At 74.2% G+C, this 18,146-nt stretch carries 15 protein-coding genes; 13 read left to right on the forward strand and 2 right to left on the reverse strand.

Annotated features, from left to right (window positions below):
* Nucleotides 1–16: 16 nt before the first annotated feature.
* Nucleotides 17–1,084: a hypothetical protein gene (locus ACZLMO_RS03380; RefSeq protein WP_463652833.1), complete on the reverse strand. Its 1,068-nt coding sequence runs from the start codon at nt 1,082–1,084 to the stop codon at nt 17–19.
* 176 nt (nt 1,085–1,260) lie between these two features.
* Between ACZLMO_RS03380 and ACZLMO_RS03385 the strand changes: the two genes are divergently transcribed.
* Both ACZLMO_RS03385 and ACZLMO_RS03390 read left to right on the forward strand, forming a co-directional pair.
* Entirely contained in the window at nt 1,261–2,724 is a 1,464-nt protein-coding gene (locus ACZLMO_RS03385) for a CAP domain-containing protein (protein ID WP_463652834.1), read from the forward strand.
* A 145-nt stretch (nt 2,725–2,869) separates the two neighbouring features.
* Entirely contained in the window at nt 2,870–3,466 is a 597-nt protein-coding gene (locus ACZLMO_RS03390; RefSeq protein ID WP_425715622.1) for a helix-turn-helix domain-containing protein, read from the forward strand.
* Nucleotides 3,467–3,486: 20 nt separating this feature from the next.
* On the opposite strand, the gene ACZLMO_RS03395 is transcribed toward ACZLMO_RS03390, so the two are convergent.
* Entirely contained in the window at nt 3,487–4,293 is an 807-nt protein-coding gene (locus ACZLMO_RS03395) for a DUF1028 domain-containing protein (protein ID WP_463652835.1), read from the reverse strand.
* Nucleotides 4,294–4,446: 153 nt separating this feature from the next.
* On the opposite strand from ACZLMO_RS03395, the gene ACZLMO_RS03400 reads away from it, so the two are divergent.
* The 11 genes from ACZLMO_RS03400 to dapD all read left to right on the forward strand — a co-directional run bounded on the left by ACZLMO_RS03400 (nt 4,447) and on the right by dapD (nt 18,138).
* A complete protein-coding gene (locus ACZLMO_RS03400) occupies nt 4,447–6,015 on the forward strand; it encodes an ABC transporter substrate-binding protein (RefSeq protein WP_463652836.1) in 1,569 nt (522 codons plus the stop codon).
* A gap of 13 nt (nt 6,016–6,028) precedes the next feature.
* Complete coding sequence (locus ACZLMO_RS03405; RefSeq protein WP_425715628.1) at nt 6,029–6,973, forward strand: ABC transporter permease; 945 nt, start codon at nt 6,029–6,031, stop codon at nt 6,971–6,973.
* A complete protein-coding gene (locus ACZLMO_RS03410) occupies nt 6,970–7,938 on the forward strand; it encodes an ABC transporter permease (RefSeq protein WP_463652837.1) in 969 nt (322 codons plus the stop codon). Before ACZLMO_RS03405 ends, ACZLMO_RS03410 begins: the two co-directional genes overlap by 4 nt.
* Entirely contained in the window at nt 7,935–8,984 is a 1,050-nt protein-coding gene (locus tag ACZLMO_RS03415; protein ID WP_463652838.1) for an ABC transporter ATP-binding protein, read from the forward strand. Before ACZLMO_RS03410 ends, ACZLMO_RS03415 begins: the two co-directional genes overlap by 4 nt.
* On the forward strand, nt 8,981–9,976 hold the full coding sequence (locus ACZLMO_RS03420) for an ABC transporter ATP-binding protein (RefSeq protein WP_425715631.1): 996 nt from the start codon (nt 8,981–8,983) through the stop codon (nt 9,974–9,976). The genes ACZLMO_RS03415 and ACZLMO_RS03420 overlap by 4 nt, the downstream gene beginning before the upstream one ends.
* 25 nt (nt 9,977–10,001) lie before the next feature.
* Nucleotides 10,002–11,696, forward strand: coding sequence for a DUF885 domain-containing protein (locus ACZLMO_RS03425; protein WP_463652839.1), 1,695 nt, complete (start codon nt 10,002–10,004; stop codon nt 11,694–11,696).
* A 161-nt stretch (nt 11,697–11,857) separates the two neighbouring features.
* Nucleotides 11,858–12,523 carry a Maf family protein gene (locus ACZLMO_RS03430; protein WP_463652840.1) on the forward strand — a complete coding sequence of 222 codons (666 nt, stop codon included), beginning with the start codon at nt 11,858–11,860 and terminating at the stop codon, nt 12,521–12,523.
* A 284-nt stretch (nt 12,524–12,807) separates the two neighbouring features.
* Nucleotides 12,808–14,760 carry an acetyl/propionyl/methylcrotonyl-CoA carboxylase subunit alpha gene (locus tag ACZLMO_RS03435; protein WP_425715634.1) on the forward strand — a complete coding sequence of 651 codons (1,953 nt, stop codon included), beginning with the start codon at nt 12,808–12,810 and terminating at the stop codon, nt 14,758–14,760.
* A gap of 35 nt (nt 14,761–14,795) precedes the next feature.
* Nucleotides 14,796–15,779, forward strand: a complete 984-nt coding sequence (locus ACZLMO_RS03440; RefSeq protein WP_425715635.1) for an NUDIX domain-containing protein — start codon at nt 14,796–14,798, stop codon at nt 15,777–15,779.
* Between the two features lie 16 nt (nt 15,780–15,795).
* On the forward strand, nt 15,796–17,064 hold the full coding sequence (locus ACZLMO_RS03445; RefSeq protein ID WP_425715637.1) for an MFS transporter: 1,269 nt from the start codon (nt 15,796–15,798) through the stop codon (nt 17,062–17,064).
* A gap of 138 nt (nt 17,065–17,202) precedes the next feature.
* Nucleotides 17,203–18,138 (forward strand): 2,3,4,5-tetrahydropyridine-2,6-dicarboxylate N-succinyltransferase, encoded by a 936-nt coding sequence (gene dapD, locus ACZLMO_RS03450; protein WP_425715638.1) that lies wholly within the window; start codon nt 17,203–17,205, stop codon nt 18,136–18,138.
* Nucleotides 18,139–18,146 lie beyond the last annotated feature (8 nt).

Here is an 18,146-nt window from a genome sequence, read left to right on the forward strand (position 1 = left end):
GCCGCGGGTCCGCGGTTCACGTGGCCGAGACCTCGTGGCCGTAGCGCGCCCACACCTTCCGCAGGCCGGCGTCGGAGTCGAGCTGCTTGTCCCGTGCCGCGGGCCGGGCGGCGGCGAGCTGCTCGAGCATCTGTCGGGCGCCGGCGGGATTGACGAGACGCACGTACTCGAAGACCGCGGCCGTCGAGTCCTCACCGGTGATGCCCGTGAGGTCGCGCGGTCCCTCGGTGAGCACCGTGACGGCCCGGGCCCGCTCGGTGAGCACGGCGGCATCGACGCCGGGCCCGTCGCTCGTGCCCGCCCCGCCGGAGGCGGCGTCGTCGCCCTGTGAGTGGAGGCGCTCGACGCGGACGCCGGCCTCGGCGAGCGCCCGTGCGACCTCCCGGGAGGCCCGCACGCTGCCGCGGATCGCGGCGGTGAGGGCCTCGGTGGGCAGGGAGAGGTTCGCTGCGACGCGGGCGAGGCCGGCCGGGTCGGGGCGCCCGGTGAGCGGGCCCACGAGGAGGTAGCGGACCATGCCCTCGGGCCGGGTCGGGTCGGGTACCTCGTGCCAGGCGGGCCGCTCGATCATGCCGCTGACGACGAGCGCCTCGACGGCGTCGGCCGCGGGCGCCGCCGACGTGCGGTGGATGGCCTCGGCCAGCAGCTGAGCCTGGGGCCCGGGGAGTCGACGAAGGGGAGCACCTCGGAGGTAGATCGGCGCGATGACGTCGGTGCCCGTGCCGAACGCCATGTGGACGCCCGGCTTCCCGAAGGAGCCGAAGCTCGCGGGCCCGATGTGCAGCTGGTCGATCTCGGCGAGCGGCACGGTGCGGCCCTTGGCCGAGATCGTCGAGGCGCCGAGGTCGACGTCGACCCGGACGTACGGGCGCAGCGTGAGCCAGAAGATGCCGCCGACGAGCACCAGGCCGATGCCGAACCCGCCGATCGTCCAGGCCATGGTGCCGTCGCCGAGGGAGAACCCGGCGAAGGCGCCGACGAGCGCGATCCCCATGGTGATGAGCGCGAGCACGGGGGCGTTGTCGACGACCGCCCCGCGGGTGATCGGCTGCGGACCGGGGGGCGACGGTGCTGGTGAGGTCACGCGGACGAGGCTACCGGGGGCGTGCGGGCGTCCGGCGGGTGCTCGCGGCCGGCCGGTGAGGGAGCGATGGGTGCCCGGTGAGCGGCCGGTGAGACATGACACAACTCCTCGACCCGAGTGAAGATCACGGTTTAGCGTCGCCCGGTAACTTTCCGATAACGAGGAGAACCCCCGACGTGTTCGCACCCCCGCGCGGCCGCCACACACGGCACCGCACCCTTGCCCCCCGGGTCGCCACCGCACTGCTGACCGTCGCCGCGGCGACGTCGGTCGCGACGAGCGCCCAGGCCGCCGAGGCCCCGGCCGGCGTCCGCACCGTGACCCCTTCGATCCGCACCGACGCCGGCTGGCAGAACCAGGTCGCCAACGCGATCGCGGCGCAGACCAACGCCTACCGCGCAGCCAACGGCCTCTCGCAGCTCACCCGCACCGGCTCGATCGACTCCGTCGCCCAGTCCTGGTCCAACCACCAGGCGAGCATCGGCGCCATGGTCCACCGCGGCGACTACGGCCGCTCCGCCGTGCCCGCCGGCTCCTCGGGGACCTCCGAGATCCTGTCCTGGGGCATCTACCCGGACCACCAGGCCGACTACTTCATGAGCCAGTGGCGCAACTCCCCGGTGCACAACAACATCCTGCTCACCGGGTCCTACACGCACTTCGGCGTCGGCGTGGCCGTCTCGGCCGACGGGCGCGTGTTCGCCACGCAGAACTTCGCCACCTACGCCGGCGGCGGCCCCTCGGGCTCCACCCCCACGGCCGAGGCGCCCGCCGAGCCCGCCCCCGAGGCCGAGGCCGCGCCCCAGGTCGAGGCGGAGCCGCAGGTCGAGCCCGAGATCGAGCAGGAGCCCGCGACGGACGCCGAGGCGGCCCGCGAGGCCGACGCCGCGACCCGCGACACCGCCCGCACCGAGCCGGAGCCGGCCCCCGAGCCGGAGCCCGTGCCCGGCACGCCGCGCTTCCTCCTGTCCGACGAGCTCGCCGGCAACGCCGTGCACAGCTTCCTCTACGGGGTCGAGGGCGACGAGATCTTCGTCGGCGACTGGGACGGCGACGGCAGCGACACGATCGCGGTACGCCGTGGCAGCGAGCTGCACATCACGAACACGCTGGGCACCGGCCCTGCGGAGCACGTCGTCGAGCTCGGCGACGCGGGCGACGAGCTCGTCCAGGGCGACTTCGACGGCGACGGCACCGACACCTTCGCGATCCGCGACGGCAACGTCATGGAGATCGTCAACGACCTCGACAACCCGGGCGAGATCGAGCTGGCGGCCTTCGGCGCCGACGGCGACACGCTGCTCGTCGGCGACTGGGACGGCGACGGGACCGACACGTTCGGCATCCGCCGCGGCGCCGACGTCATCTGGACGAACGACCCGGCCGGCGCGTCCGTCGACGGCGAGCTCTCCCTCGGCCGCGACTCCGACCTCGTCCTCGTGGGCGACTGGGACGGCGACGGCGCGGACAGCATCGCCCTCCAGCGCGGCGCGGACTTCTTCGTGACGAACGAGAACTCCTCCGACGCCGAGATCACCGAGACCCGCTACGGGCGCGACGGCGACACCGCCGCGTTCGGCGACTGGGACGGCGACGGCTCCGACAGCCTCGGGGTCGTCCGCATCGAGCAGACCCGCTGAGGCAGGGCGGGCCGTCCTCTACCGGCCCGCCGCGCTCCCGGCGTCTGCACGCCACGACGGGGTCGTCGGTCCATCCGGACCGGCGGCCCCGTCGTCGTGCGTCGAGAGTGCGGCCTGACGGATGCCCCTGGTTAGGGTCGACGCCATGACACCGCGCGCCGCGAGCGACGACGACGTCCCCGGCGGCCCCGCCGCCGACCTGGCCGAGACCGCCCGGGCCCAGCGGCTGCGCCTCGGCCTGCGGGTCGGGGACGTCGCCGCCCGTGCGGGCCTGTCCGTCGGCCTGGTCTCCCAGCTCGAGCGCGGCCAGGGCAACCCCGCGCTCAGCACGCTCCGCTCGCTGGCCGACGCGCTCGGGATGGGCGTCACCGACCTCCTCGAGCCGCGCCGCGAGAGCCAGTCGGCCCTCGTCCGTGCCGGCGAGGGGCGACGCCTGCGGACCCCCGACGAGAGCCCCGGACTCGAGCGCGAGCTCCTCACCCCGAGCCTCGACGCCCCGCTGCAGGTCATCCGCACCGTCGTCCCCGTCGGCCTGACGAACGAGTCCCGCCCCTACCGGCACCTCGGCACCGAGGCGGTCCACGTCCTCTCCGGCGAGCTCGACGTCACCGTCGACGGACGGACGAGCCGGCTGCGCGCCGGGGACACCCTGACCTACGACTGCTCGACCGGCCACTGGTGGGCGAACCCCGGCCCCGACGAGGCCGTCGTCCTCGGCGTCACCGTGCCGCTGAGCCGCTGAGCCGCCGGAGGGCTCGCCCACTACCCGTCGCTGCGCTCGACCTCCGCGGCCTCCCCCTCGGCGGTGGCCAGCGCGAGCAGCCGACCCAGCTCGACGACCGGGTCGCGGTGGTCGTCGACCCGGAGGTCGAGCGCCGTCCGCGGCGGGGCCACGTCGTCCTCGTCCACGGCGGCGACGACGAGGGCCGCGGACTGCCGCCCGCGCACGTCTCCCCCGGCCGCCTCGCCCGCCGCCAGGGCAGCCACCAGTCGCCGTCCGAGGTCCCCCGCCCCGCCCGGCCGGGAGTGCGGCTCAGACCGTCGTCGAGATTGCGGTTCGTCGTCGTCGAGATTGCGGTTCGTCGTCGTCGAGATTGCGGTTCGTCGTCGGGAGTGCGGCTCGGCGACTGATCGAGACTGCGGCTCAGCAGACGACCACGCCCCGCAGTCCCGGTAGGCCGCCAGCATCGCGTCGAGCACGCCCGGCCCCGCGAGGCAGTTGCCGACCACCACGACACGGTCACCTTCGAGGCCCCCCGCCCACGGCGTGCACCCGCTCCCCGTGCGGCTCGCGACCCGCCCGCGGGCGTCGACGAGGGCCACCTGGCGCCGCTCGATCCCCTCGTCCTCGGTCGCCAGGACGTCGAGCACCTCGGCCGGCGCGAGCCCGGACCGGAGCAGCTCGAGGCCGCGCGGACGGAAGGTCACGTTCGTCCACGCCTGGGTGACGAGCGCTCCGACCCGGGGGGCGAGCGCCGGCACCATCCCGCCGAGCGCGAGCGACGCCGACGCGGTCGCCACGCCGAGGGATGCGCCGTCGTCGGACAGCGCGACGATCGAGTAGGTCACGCCCCCTCCTCCCTCCGGCGTCGACGCCGGTCTCGTCCGCGTCACGATGTGACGCCGATCATCATTCGGGCTTGCATCGCCCGCCAAGGCCAAGCATAGTGAACTCACGTTCATTACGACGACGTCGTCGTCCCGCCCCGGAGGAGATCCCCCATGCGCCTCACAGCCCGCGTCCTGCGCCCGACGGCCGTGGCGGCAGCCGCCCTGCTCGTCCTCGCCGCCTGCGGGGGCGGCGGCGAGTCGGTCGACGTCGACGGCGAGTCCGGATCCGACGGGTCCGGCGGGTCCGGCTCCTCCGGCGAGGTCCTCGTGGCCGCGATCGCCGGCGAGCCCGACCAGCTCGACCCGCACTCGACGACCTCGTACTTCTCGTTCCAGATCCTCGAGAACGTCTTCGACACCCTGGTCGAGCCGGACGAGAACCTCGAGATGCAGCCCGCCCTGGCGGAGTCGTGGGAGACGTCGGAGGACCAGCTCACCTGGACGTTCCAGCTGCGCGAGGGCGTGACCTGGCACGACGGCTCGGAGTTCACGGCCGACGACGTGGCGTACTCGTTCAACCGGATCATCGACGAGGAGCTCGCCGCCTCGTGGCGGTTCGCTGCGGTCGAGTCGGTGACCGCGACCGACGACCTCACGGTCGAGATCCAGGTCAGCGCCCCCTCCCCCAACCTGCTCGCGAGCATCGGCGGGTACAAGGGCGTCGCGATCGTCCAGGAGGAGAACGCCTCCTCCGGCGACATCGCGACCGACCCGATCGGCACCGGGCCGTTCTCGTTCGAGGCCTACTCCTCCGGGCAGGCCGTCGAGCTCGCCGCCAACCCCGACTACTTCGGCGGGGAGCCGGCGATCGGCGGCGTCGAGTTCCAGTTCATCGCGGAGGCGTCGACGGCGCTGGCCGCGCTGCGCTCCGGCGAGATCCACTGGACGGACAACGTGCCGCCCCAGCAGGTCGAGACCCTCTCGAGCGAGGACGCCCTCGAGATCGGCCAGGTCGGGTCGAACGACTACTGGTACCTCGCCCTCAACCAGGGCAACGAGCCGTGGGACCAGGTCGAGGCGCGGCAGGCGATCGCCTACGCGATCGACCGGGAGGCGATCACGGAGGCCACGATGTTCGGGGCCGCCACCGTCAACCAGACCGCCATCCCCGAGTCCTCGTCCTGGTTCACGGAGTACACGACCTACAGCCACGACCCGGACCGCGCCCGCGAGCTGTTCGACGAGATCGGGGTCGACCCCGCCACTCTGACGATCGACCTCATGGTCACCTCCGAGTACCCGGAGACCGTCACCGCCGCGCAGATCATCTCGAGCCAGCTCGAGGAGGTCGGGATCACGACGACGATCAACACCCTCGACTTCGGCACCTGGCTGTCCGAGCAGACCGAGGGCAACTTCGACATGCTCATGCTCGGCTGGCTCGGCAACATCGACCCCGACGACTTCTACTACAGCCAGCACCACTCCGAGGGGTCGAACAACCACCAGGGCAACGCGGACCCCGAGCTCGACGAGCTGCTCGACGCCGGCCGCACGGAGACCGACGAGGCCGCCCGCGAGGAGATCTACGACGAGGTGGCCACCCGCGTGGCGGACACCGCGAGCTACATCTACCTCTACAACCCCGACGTCGTGCAGGCCTGGTCGACCGACCTCTCCGGCTACACCGCGCTGCCGGACCGGGCGATCCGGTTCCGCGACGTGGAGATCGCCGACTGAGGCGGGACCTCCCGTGCGCTTCGTCCTCACCCGGATCGGCCACTCGCTGATCGTCCTGCTCGGGGTGACGGTCGTGGTCTTCGCGATCGTCCACCTCGTGCCGGGCGACCCGGTGCGGATCGCCATGGGCACCCGGTTCGACCCGGACACCTACGACGCGCTGCGCGAGCGGGCGGGCCTCGACCGGCCGCTCGTCGAGCAGTACTTCTCCTACGTCGGCCGGGCGGTGACGGGCGACCTCGGCGTCAGCTTCCGCTCCGGCCAGCCGGTCACGCAGATCCTCGCCGAGCGGCTGCCGGCCACGGTGTCGCTGGCGGGCGTCGGCATCGTCATCGCCCTGCTCGTCTCGATCCCACTCGGCGTCTGGACGGCCACGCACCACGGCTCGGTGTCCGACTCGATCACCCGGGCGGTCAGCCAGCTCGGCGTGTCCCTGCCGAACTTCTTCCTCGCGACCCTGCTCATCCTGCTCTTCTCCACGCAGCTGGGGTGGTTGCCGCCGTCGGGGTACACCTCGATCACCGAGGACCCGGTGGACTGGCTGAGCCACGTCATCATGCCGGCGGTCACGGTCGGGGTCGTCGCGGGCGCGATCCTCACGCGGTACGTGCGCTCGTCCGTCCTCGAGGTCCTCGCGATGGACCACGTGCGCACGGCCGAGTCGAAGGGGCTGCGCCGCTCGACGATCCTGTCCTGGCACGTCCTGCGCAACGCGATGGTCCCGGTCGTCACGATCGTCGGCACCCAGGTGGCGGCGATCCTCGGCGGGGTCATCGTCGTCGAGTTCGTCTTTGCCTGGCCCGGGCTCGGGTACCTCGTCTACGACGCCGTCGAGGCCCGCGACTACCCGGTCGTCCAGGGCGCGGTCCTCCTCATCGCCACGTTCTTCCTCGTCGTCAACCTGCTCGTCGACCTCGCCTACGCGGCGATCGACCCGAGGATCGCGGAGGGCGCATGACCACCGACGACCACGACCCGGCCTCCGGGGCCCCGTCCCCGGCGGGGGAGACACCCACGGGCCCGACGACGAACGGCGCGGGCGCTGCCGCCGCCACCGCCGTGGCCGCGCCGCCGCTCGAAGGTCGGCACCCGGTACGCCGGCTGCTCCGCCGGCCCGTCGCCGTGATCTCGCTCGGCTTCCTCCTGCTCGTCGTCCTCCTGGCAATCTTCGGCGACCTCGTGGCGCCGCAGGGCATCAACGAGGTCGACACGTCCGCCATGCTGCAGGCGCCGAGCCTCGCCCACCCCTTCGGCACGGACGAGGTGGGACGCGACATCCTGTCCCGCGTCATCCTCGCCGCGCAGATCTCGGTGCAGGTCTCGCTCGTGTCCGTCTCGATCGCGCTCGTCGCGGGCGTGACGCTCGGCCTCGTGTCCGGGTTCTTCCGGGGCATCCTCGACACGGTGATCATGCGGATCACCGACGTGATGTTCGCCTTCCCCGAGATGCTGCTGGCCATGGCCGTGGTGGCGATCATGGGCAAGGGCACGACGAGCGTGACGATCGCGATCGCCGTGGTCTACACGCCGATCTTCGCGCGCGTCACCCGGGCCTCCGCCCTGTCGGTGCGCACCGAGACCTACGTCAGCGCGTCCCGCTCGCTCGGCGCCGGACCCGCGCGGCTCATGCTCGGGCACGTCCTGCCGAACTCGGTGGCGCCGATCATCGTCCAGACCTCGCTGTCCCTCGCGTTCGCCATCCTGTCCGAGGCCGCGCTCAGCTTCCTCGGCCTCGGCGTCCAGCAGCCCACCCCCAGCTGGGGCGGGATGCTCAACGTCGCGCGCGAGTTCCCGCAGCAGTGGTGGATGGCCGTCTTCCCCGGGATGGCCGTGTTCCTCACCGTGCTGTCCTTCAACCTGCTGGGCGACGCCCTGCGCGACGTCCTCGACGTGCGCGGCACCGCCGGAGAGGAGCGCCGATGACCGCCGCACCGGCCCTCGAGGTCCAGGGTCTGCACGTGTCCATCCGCGACGCCCGCATCGTCCGCGACGTCTCCTGGTCCGTCGAGCGGGGGCAGACGCTCGGGATCGTCGGCGAGTCCGGGTCGGGCAAGTCGATGTCCGTCCTCGCGGCGTCGGGCCTCATGGGGTCGGACCGGGCCCGGGTCACGGGCCGGTCCCTGCTCGGACCTGCCGCGGACGACGACGCCGGGCCGGTCGACCTGCTGACGATGTCCGCCGAGCAGCGGCGGCGCGTGCGGGGGCGGCGCATCGGGTTCGTCTTCCAGGACCCGGCCACCTCGCTCAACCCCCTGCTCGACGTCGAACGGCAGCTGACCGAGGGGACGATCGAGCACCTCGGACACACGCGCCGAGCGGCCCGCACCCGGGCCCTCGAGCTGCTCGAGCTCGTCGGCATCCCGGACCCCGAGCGGCGCCTGGGCGCCTACCCCCACCAGCTCTCCGGCGGGATGCGCCAGCGCGTGATGATCGCGATCGCGCTCGCGTGCTCCCCGGACCTGCTCATCGCCGACGAGGCGACGACCGCCCTCGACGTCACCATCCAGGCGCAGATCCTCGACGCCGTGCGGGACCTGCGGGAGCGGCTCGGCACGGCGGTCGTGTGGATCAGCCACGACCTCGCCGTCGTCGGGTCGATCGCCGACGAGGTCGTCGTCATGTACGGCGGGGAGATCGTCGAGCAGTCCGAGACGGTGGAGCTCTTCCGGTCGACGGCGCACCCCTACACGCGCGGCCTGTTCGAGTCCCGCCCGCGTGCCGGCGGGGACGGCTCGCCGCTGACGACGATCCCCGGGGCGCCGCCGGACCCGCGCGCCGTGCCGCCCGGCTGCGTGTTCTGGGACCGCTGCTCGGTCCGCGGCGATGCCCGGTGCGAGAGCGAGCACCCCGAGCTGCGGGAGGTCTCCCCCGGTCACCTCGCCCGGTCGTGGTACCGGGCGGACATGGGGCCGATCGACGGTGGTGGTACGGCTCGCGCGGAGTCGGATCTCGTGGAGGAGGACGCATGAGCGACCAGCCGCTGCTCGAGGTCGAGGACCTCGTCGTGCGCTTCCCCGTGCGCGGGTCCCGCACGGCGCGCGTGCACGCCGTCGAGGACGTCTCGCTGACGATCCGGGCCGGGCAGACGCTCGGGCTCGTCGGGGAGTCCGGCTCGGGAAAGTCCACCGTGGGCAACGCGATCATGCGCCTCGTGCCGGCTACCTCGGGGACGGTGCGGCTCGAGGGGCGCGACGTGCTCGCCGCGCGGGGCGCCGAGCTCAAGGCGCTGCGCCGCGACGTCGCGATGGTCTTCCAGGACCCCCGGGCGGCGCTCGACCCGCGCTGCACGGTGGCCACGTCGGTGAGCGAGCCCCTGCGGATCCACGGGATCGGCGAGCGGGCGGGGAGACGGCGGCGCGTGAGCGAGCTCCTCGACCTCGTGGGGCTGCCCGAGCGGTTCGCGGACCGGTACCCGCACGAGATCTCCGGCGGTCAGCGCCAGCGGGTGTGCATCGCCCGCGCGCTCGCCTCGGGGCCGAAGCTGCTCATCCTCGACGAGGCGACCGCCTCTCTCGACGTCTCCGTCCAGGCACAGGTGATGAACCTGCTCAAGGAGCTGCAGACCGAGCTCGGGCTCGGGTACCTGTTCATCAGCCACGACCTCGCCTCGGTCGAGCACATGTCCGACGACGTCCTCGTCATGTACCTCGGACGGGCGATGGAGTCCGCCCCGGCGTCCTCCCTCTACGGCACGGCCGGGCACCCGTACACGCAGGCCCTCATGTCCGCGATCCCGCTCGAGGACCCGGTCGCCGAGCGGGAGCGGCGGCGGATCATCCTCGCCGGCGACGTCCCCTCGCCCATCGACCCGCCGTCGGGCTGCGTGTTCCGGACCCGCTGCCCGCTCGCGATCGATGCGTGCGCGCAGGAGCAGCCGGCCCCGGTCGACCTCGGGACCGGCCACTCCTCGTGGTGCGTACGCGCCGGCGAGCAGGTGGTCGACAAAGCGCTCGCCGGGTGAGTCGGCGCACCCCTAGCCTGGGCCGGTGACCACGACGACGCCCGAGCCCGCCCCGCGCACCGCCACCGCGATCGACGAGCTGGCCGAGCGCCACCTCGCCGCCGCCGCGGCCCTCGACCCGACCGAGGCGACCGACATGGGGCTGCCCGGGCACGAGCACGAGTGGCCGGACCTCTCCCCCGCCGGCGTGGCCGCCCGGGCGGACCAGCGCCGCGGCACGCTCGCCGAGCTCGCGGGGATCGAGCCGGCCGACGACGTCGACGCCGTGACCGCCGACGTCCTACGCGAGCGCCTCGGCGCCGAGATCGCGCTGCACGAGGCGGGCGAGGACCTCGCCCCGATCAACAACCTCTCCTCACCGATCCAGTTCCTTCGCGACACGTTCGACCTCATGGCGACCGAGACCGCCGAGCACTGGTCGTGGATCTCCGAGCGCCTCCGCACGCTCCCGGACGCGCTGGCGGGCTACACGGAGTCGCTGCGGGCCCAGGCCGCCCGCGGGAGGTACCCGTCGAAGCGCCAGGTGCGGATCGGCGTCGAGCAGGCGCGTGAGCTCGCCGGCGAGGACTCCTTCTTCACGTCGTTCGCGGCCGGGGCCCGGGTCGACGGCGCCGAGCCGTCCGCCGAGCTGGCCGCCGACCTGACGCGGGGCGCCGAGGCGGCGCGGGCGGCCTACGGCGCTCTCGCCGAGGTGATCGGGACGGAGCTGGCGCCGCACGCGGAGGCGGGCGACGCCGTCGGGGCCGAGCGCTACGCACTGCACTCGCGCTACTTCCTCGGTGCGGACGTCGATCTCGAGGAGACGTACACGTGGGGGCTCGAGGAGGTCGCGCGGCTCACGGCCGAGCAGGAGGCCGTCGCGGCGGAGCTGTACGGGCCCCGCACCACGGTCGCCGAGGCGATGGCGCGGCTCGACGCGGACCCGGCGCGGAAGCTCCACGGCACCGACGCGCTGCAGGCGTGGATGCAGGAGACCTCCGACCGGGCGGTCGCCGAGCTGGCCGAGTCCTCGTTCGACATCCCCGGGCCGGTGCGCCGGCTCGAGTGCCGCATCGACCCGACCCAGACCGGCGGCATCTACTACACCGCGCCGAGCATGGACTTCTCGCGGCCAGGCCGGATGTGGTGGTCGGTGCCGAAGGGCGTGACCGAGTTCGGCACCTGGCGCGAGCTGACGACCGTCTACCACGAGGGCGTGCCCGGCCATCACCTGCAGACCGGACAGACGGCCTACCGCTCGTCGCTGCTCAACACCTACCGGCGGGTCGGCGTGTGGGTCTCCGGCCACGGCGAGGGGTGGGCGTTGTACGCCGAGCGGCTGATGGAGCAGCTGGGCTACCTCGACGACCCGGGCGACCGCATGGGCATGCTCGACGGCCAGCGGATGCGCGCGGCCCGCGTCGTCCTCGACATCGGCGTGCACCTGGGGCTGCCCCGCCCCGCCGACCTCGGCACGGGGCCCTGGGACGCCGAGGTCGCGTGGCCCTACCTCCAGGAGAACGCGAACTCCGACGACGCCTTCCTCGCCTTCGAGCTCGACCGCTACATGACCTGGCCCGGCCAGGCGCCGAGCTACAAGGTGGGCCAGCGGATCTGGGAGCAGATCCGGGACGAGACCGCCGAGCGCGAGGGCGCCGACTTCGACCTCAGGCGGTTCCACCGGCGGGCGCTCGATGTCGGCTCTGTCGGCCTCGACACCCTCCGCCGCGCCCTGGCCTGACCCTCCCGCTCTTTCGTCGAGATTGCGGTTGGTGCACGTCGAAATTGCGGTTGGTGCACGTCGAAATTGCGGTTGGTGCACGTCGAAACTGCGGTTGGGAGACCGCCTGCGCGTCGAGACTGCGGTTGGGAGCCGTCCGTACCGCCGATAGCCTGCCGCTCGTGCTTCGCCTCCTGCTCGCCTCCGCCTCGCCCGCCCGCACCGCCACGCTGACCGCGGCGGGGATCGCGCACGACGTCCAGGTCTCCGACGTCGACGAGCCCGCCGTGCTCGAGGCGCAGGCGCGCGCGGCAGCAGCGGCGGGCGCTCCCCCACCCTCGCCCGCCGACCAGGTCCTCGCGCTCGCCCGAGCCAAGGCGGAGGACGTCGCAGGCCACCTGGCACCGGCGCCCGGCGAGCGGGTCCTCCTCCTCGGCTGCGACTCCATGCTCGAGGCCGACCTCGGGTCGGGCATCGAGGTGGTGGGCAAGCCCGGCGACTCCGAGACAGCCGTCGGGCGGTGGCGCGCGATGCGCGGCGGCACGGGCGTGCTGCACACGGGGCACTGGCTCGTCGACGTCGGGGCCGGCCGGGAGGCCGGGGTCGGCGTCGGGGGCGTGTCCTCGGCCGTCATCCTCTTCGCCGACCTCTCCGACGACGAGATCGACGCCTACGTGGCGACCGGCGAGCCGCTGAAGGTGGCCGGCGGATTCACGGTGGACGGGATCGGGGGGCCGTTCGTCGCGGGGATCGAGGGGGACTTCCACGGGGTCGTCGGGGTCTCGCTGCCGCTGCTGCGCGACCTGCTCGGGCAGCACGGTGTCTCGGTGACCGAGCTCTGGGCCTGACGACGAACCGCACCCTCGACGACGTCGAACCACGACCTCGGTGCAGGTCGCACTGACCCGCACTCTCGACCGACGCGGGGCGACCAACCGCAATCTCGGCGTGCACGAACCGCAATCTCGACGACTGCGGGGGCCTTGACCCGCACTCTCGACCACGGCGGGAATCGGGCGGGCCGCGCAGAACGTCACACCACCCCTGATTGGGCCTCGACGCACCCTCGGCTAACGTAGCGGGGCACGCGCGCACGCAGGCGTCCGCGCACCCACCGGCAGCGAGGAGAGGCATGGCGAACGACGGGACGTACCCGCTGCCCCGCAAGGTGCTCGTGGCCAACCGCGGCGAGATCGCCGTCCGGGTGGTGCGCGCCTGCCGCGACGCCGGGATCGCCACCGTCGCCGTCTACGCCGACCAGGACCGCGAGGCGCAGCACGTGCTGCTCGCCGACGAGGCCTACGCCCTGTCCGGGACCCGCGCCGCCGAGACGTACCTCGACGCCGGCAAGGTCCTCGACGCCGCCCGACGCTCCGGCGCCGACGCGCTGCACCCGGGCTACGGCTTCCTGTCCGAGGACGCCGAGTTCGCGAGCGCCGTCACCGACGCCGGGATCCTGTGGATCGGCCCGCCGCCGGCCGCGATCGAGTCGCTCGGCGACAAGGTGACCGCCCGCCGGATCGCCCAGTCCGTCGGAGCCCCGCTCGTGCCCGGCACGAAGGACCCGGTCGCCGGCGCGGCCGAGATCGAGGCGTTCGGCGCCGAGCACGGCTACCCGCTCGCCATCAAGGCGGCCTTCGGCGGCGGCGGCCGCGGCCTGCGCGTGGCCCGCAGCGCCGAGGAGGTCACCGCCCAGTACGACTCCGCGGTCCGCGAGGCCACGGCGGCGTTCGGGCGCGGCGAGTGCTTCGTCGAGCGGTTCCTCGACCGCCCCCGGCACCTCGAGACCCAGTGCCTCGCCGACACCCACGGCAACGTGGTCGTGGTCTCCACCCGCGACTGCTCGCTGCAGCGCCGGCACCAGAAGCTCGTCGAGGAGGCGCCCGCGCCGTTCCTCACGGACGAGCAGAACGCGCGTCTCGTCGAGTCGTCGAAGGCGATCCTCTCGGCGGCCGGCTACGTCGGCGCCGGCACGTGCGAGTTCCTCCTCGGGGTGGACGGCACGATCTCCTTCCTCGAGGTCAACACCCGCCTCCAGGTCGAGCACCCGGTGACCGAGGAGGTCAGCGGGATCGACCTCGTGCGCGAGCAGCTGCGCCTCGCGGCCGGCGAGCCCCTCGGCTACGACGAGGTCCCGCTGCGCGGCCACTCGATCGAGCTGCGGATCAACGGCGAGGACCCCGCGTCCGGCTTCATGCCCGCGCCCGGCACCGTCTCCGAGCTCGCGTGGCCCGCGGGCCCGGGCATCCGCGTGGACTCCGGCGTGGTCGCGGGCGACGAGATCTCCGGCGCGTTCGACTCGATGCTCGCCAAGATCATCGTCACCGGCGCCACCCGCACCCAGGCGATCGAGCGCGCGCGCCGCGCCCTGCGCGAGACCCGCGTGGCCGGCGTCCCCACGGTCCTGCCGTTCCACGCCTCGGTGCTCGACCACCCCGACTACGTCGCCGCCGACGGCCCCGAGGCCTTCCGCGTCCACACCACGTGGATCGAGAACGACTACGCCGAGGAGCTCAGCGGCCTGCCGAGCACCCGCCCCGAGACCCCGCCGGCCGACGAGCCCGCGCCGGAGCCGGCCCCGACCGAGAGGGTCGTCGTCGAGGTCGGCGGCAAGCGCCTCGAGGTCGTCATCCCCGCGGGCCTGGGGATCTCCCAGAACCGCTTCGGCCGCGGCCCGGTCCGCCGGCCCCTGCGCCGCTCCGGTGCCGCCCGCGGTACCGGAGGTGCCGGCGGTTCGGGCGGCGACGCGCTCAAGGCCCCCATGCAGGGCACGATCGTCACGTTCGCCGTGGCCGAGGGCGACCTCGTCGAGGCCGGCCAGACGGTCGTGGTCCTCGAGGCCATGAAGATGGAGCAGCCGCTCGCCGCGCATCGCGCCGGCCGCGTGACCGGGCTGTCCGGCACCGCCGGCGCCACCGTCTCGGCGGGGACCGTCATCTGCTCGATCGTCGACGCCGGGTCCGACGCCACGCCCGACGCCGCAGGGTCGCCCCCCGCGGGGGACGGCGCCCCGGGCGGGGACGCCCCGGGAACGGACACCCCCGAGACGACGCCGTCGCCGGTCCCGCTGCCGCCCGCCCCGTGACCGCCCCCGGCCCTCCCCCGTCCGCGCGACGCCCGATGCGCATGCCGGGGGACGGCTGGGTCGAGTGCGCCTGCGGCGCCCGGCACTGGGGCCTCAACGGCGCGGCCGGTCTCCTCGCGTGGCGGCCGGTGTCGGGGCACGACGACGGCGCCACCCCCGGTGCGACCGCCGTCGAGGACGCGAGCAGGGCCGTGGACGCAGCCGGGCCCACGGACGCGGCCGGCGTCGAGCTCGCCCTCCAGCACCGTGCCGCGTGGTCCCACCACGGCGGGACGTGGGGCATCCCGGGCGGCGCCATCGCCGACGGCGAGACAGCGCTGACCGGGGCCATGCGCGAGGCCGCCGAGGAGTCCGGGATCGAGGAGCGCCACCTGCGGGTCCTCGCCACCCGCGTCCTCACCCACCCGGACTGGTCGTACACGACCGTCGTCGCCCGGGCCGCCCCGTCCGCCCGCGTGGCGGCGACCGACGCCGAGTCGCTCGAGGTCCGCTGGGTCGGCGCCCCAGAGCTCCGATCCGGGGACCTACCCCTCCTGCCCGCCTTCGCCGACTCCCTCGACGAGCTCGCCGGGATGCTCGGGCGCGTGGTGCTCGTCGTCGACTCGGCGAACGTCGTCGGCTCCGTGCCGGACGGCTGGTGGCGCGACCGACGCGCCGCCACGGTGCGCCTGCGGGACTCCCTCACCGACCTCGCCGCGAACGGGCTGCCCGCCGACGCCGTCGGCCTGCCCGGGACGCGCTGGTTCCCCGAGATCCACCTCGTCACCGAGGGCGCCGCGCGCGGGGTCGGCTCGACCGCGGACGTCACGGTCCACGAGGCCCCCGGCGAGGGCGACGACGAGATCGTCCGGGTCGCCGCCGCGCTCGCGGCAAACTCCCCCGCCCCGCCGGAGCCGGGCTTCGTGCGGGTCGTCGTGGCGACGGCCGACCGCGCGCTCGCCGAGCGGTGCCGGGCGGTGGGCGCCGTCGTCGTCGGCCCCTCTCTCGTGAGGCGCTCACAGTCCCGTCCGCGCGCGTGAGACGCGGCGGACGCGCGTGAGCTCCACCGACGCCGGCACCGGCCCGTCGTGTCCCGTCGAACCGCTGCGCCGGCAAGGCTTCCGCGGGCTATGGCTCTCCACCTCGGTCGGGCAGGTCGGGGCGGCCGTCTCGGTGGTTGCGGTCGACGTCCTCGTCATCGACGTCCTGCACGCCTCGGAGGCCGAGGTCGGGGCGGTCCGGGCGGCGCAGTTCCTGCCCTACCTGCTCGTCGGGCTGATCGCGGGCGCCTACGTCGACCGCTGGCGGCGCCGTCCCACCCTCGTCATCACCAACATCGTCCAGGCCCTCCTGCTCACGGCCATCCCCCTTCTCCACCTGGCGGGCGCGCTCACCGTGGGGCTGACGGCCCTCGTGCTGGTCGCCGTCGGCACATGTGGCGTCGTCATCGCCGCCGCGGAGCAGACCTACCTCCCCGACCTCGTCCCCCGCGGATCGCTCGTGGCGGCGAACGCGCGGATCGGCCAGGCCTCGACGGTCGCGCAGACGTCCGGGCCCGCGCTGGGCGGCGCCGTCGTCGCGCTCGTCACCGCCCCGTTCGCCCTCGTCGTCACGGCGATCTCCCGGCTCGCGTCCGCCCTGCTCGTGGCGGGGATCCGCGAGGAGGAGCCCCCGCCGCACCCCGACCGGCCCCGCCTGTGGCGCGGGATCGCCGAGGGGCTCGGCTTCGTCTACCGGCACCGCACGCTCGCGCCGCTGGCGATCTCCACGCACGTGTGGTTCCTCGCCAACAGCGCGGTGACGACGGCTCTCGGGCTGTTCGTGCTGCGCGAGCTCGAGCTCTCCGCCGCCGCGTACGGTCTCGTCCTCGCGCTGGGCGGGGTCGGCGCCCTGGTCGGCACGCTCACCTCGACCACCGTCGCGGCCCGGCTCGGCGCCGGGCGCACGGTCGTCCTCGGGCGCGCCCTCATGGTGCCCGCCTGGGTGGCCGGCGCCCTCACCCCCGCCGACGCCGACGTCTGGCTGCTCGTCGTCTGGCTCGCCGGGGTGCAGCTCGTCCACGGCTTCGGGATGGGCGTCGAGGACGCCCCGGAGATGGGCTGGTGGCAGCTGCGGACCCCGCGGGCGATGCTCGGCCGGGTCAACGCGGGCAGGCGGTCGGCCAACCGGACCGTGGCCCTCGTCGGGGCGCTGGCCGGCGGCGTGCTCGTCGGTGCGATCGGGTACCGGTGGACGTTCGTCGCCGTCGCGGCGGTGTTCGCCGTCGCGACCCTCGTGGTGACGCTCTCCCCGATGCGGGACGCCCGGATCAAGGCGGAGGGCTGACCGCTCCGGACGCCGACCGCGCCGACCGCGCCGGTCGTGCTCGCGGCAGCGCGCCGGCACCGCCACGACCGCGGCCAGGGACCGGTCTCACGCCGGACGGGCCGCCGCTGCCCCGCGGCCGCGACCTATCCTGGCTCCATGACCTCCCGCAGCGCCTGGGGCCACGGCCTGGCCACCCGCACCGAGTCCGGCGAGACGCTCGACGTCTGGTACCCGCACCCCGCACTGGGCGCCCCGCCCGCCGCGCACGACGCGGAGGCGCTCGCGCAGATCGCCACGGGCGCTCGCACGGACGCCGTCCGCGGCGTCGTCGTCGAGGTCGTCACCACGACGATCGACCTCGACACCGCCCCGGCCGACGTCGCCGACGCGTACCTGCGCCTCCAGCTGCTCTCGCACCGCCTCGTCGCGCCACGCACGGTCAACCTCGACGGCATCTTCGGCGTCCTCCCGATCGTCGCCTTCACGTCCCTCGGCCCGGTCGCCCCCGCCGACCTCCCGGCCGCGCGCCTGCGCGCCGCCGACGCCGGGCACCACCTCGTGGTCCAGCTCCTCGACAAGTTCCCGCGGATGATCGACTACGTCGTCCCGTCCGGCGTGCGGATCGGCGACGCCGACCGCGTCCGCCTCGGCGCGCACCTCGCCGAGGGCACGACCGTCATGCACGAGGGCTTCGTCAACTACAACGCCGGGACCCTCGGCCGCTCGATGGTCGAGGGCCGCATCTCGCAGGGCGTCGTCGTCGGCGACGGCTCCGACGTGGGCGGCGGCGCCTCGATCATGGGCACGCTCTCCGGCGGCGGCACCGAGCAGGTGACGATCGGTGAGCGCTGCCTGCTCGGCGCGAACGCCGGCGTGGGCATCTCGCTCGGCGACGACTGCGTGGTCGAGGCCGGCCTCTACGTCACGGCCGGCACCAAGGTCACCGTCCTGCCCGAGGAGACGGTCGTCTCGGCGCGCGAGCTGTCCGGCGTGAGCGGCCTGCTGTTCCGCCGCCACTCGGTCACCGGCGCGGTCCAGGTCCTCGCCCGCGAGGGGCACGGCGTCGCGCTCAACGACGCCCTGCACGCCTGACCCGACCC

It is taken from the genome of Georgenia sp. G2120 (assembly GCF_055326485.1).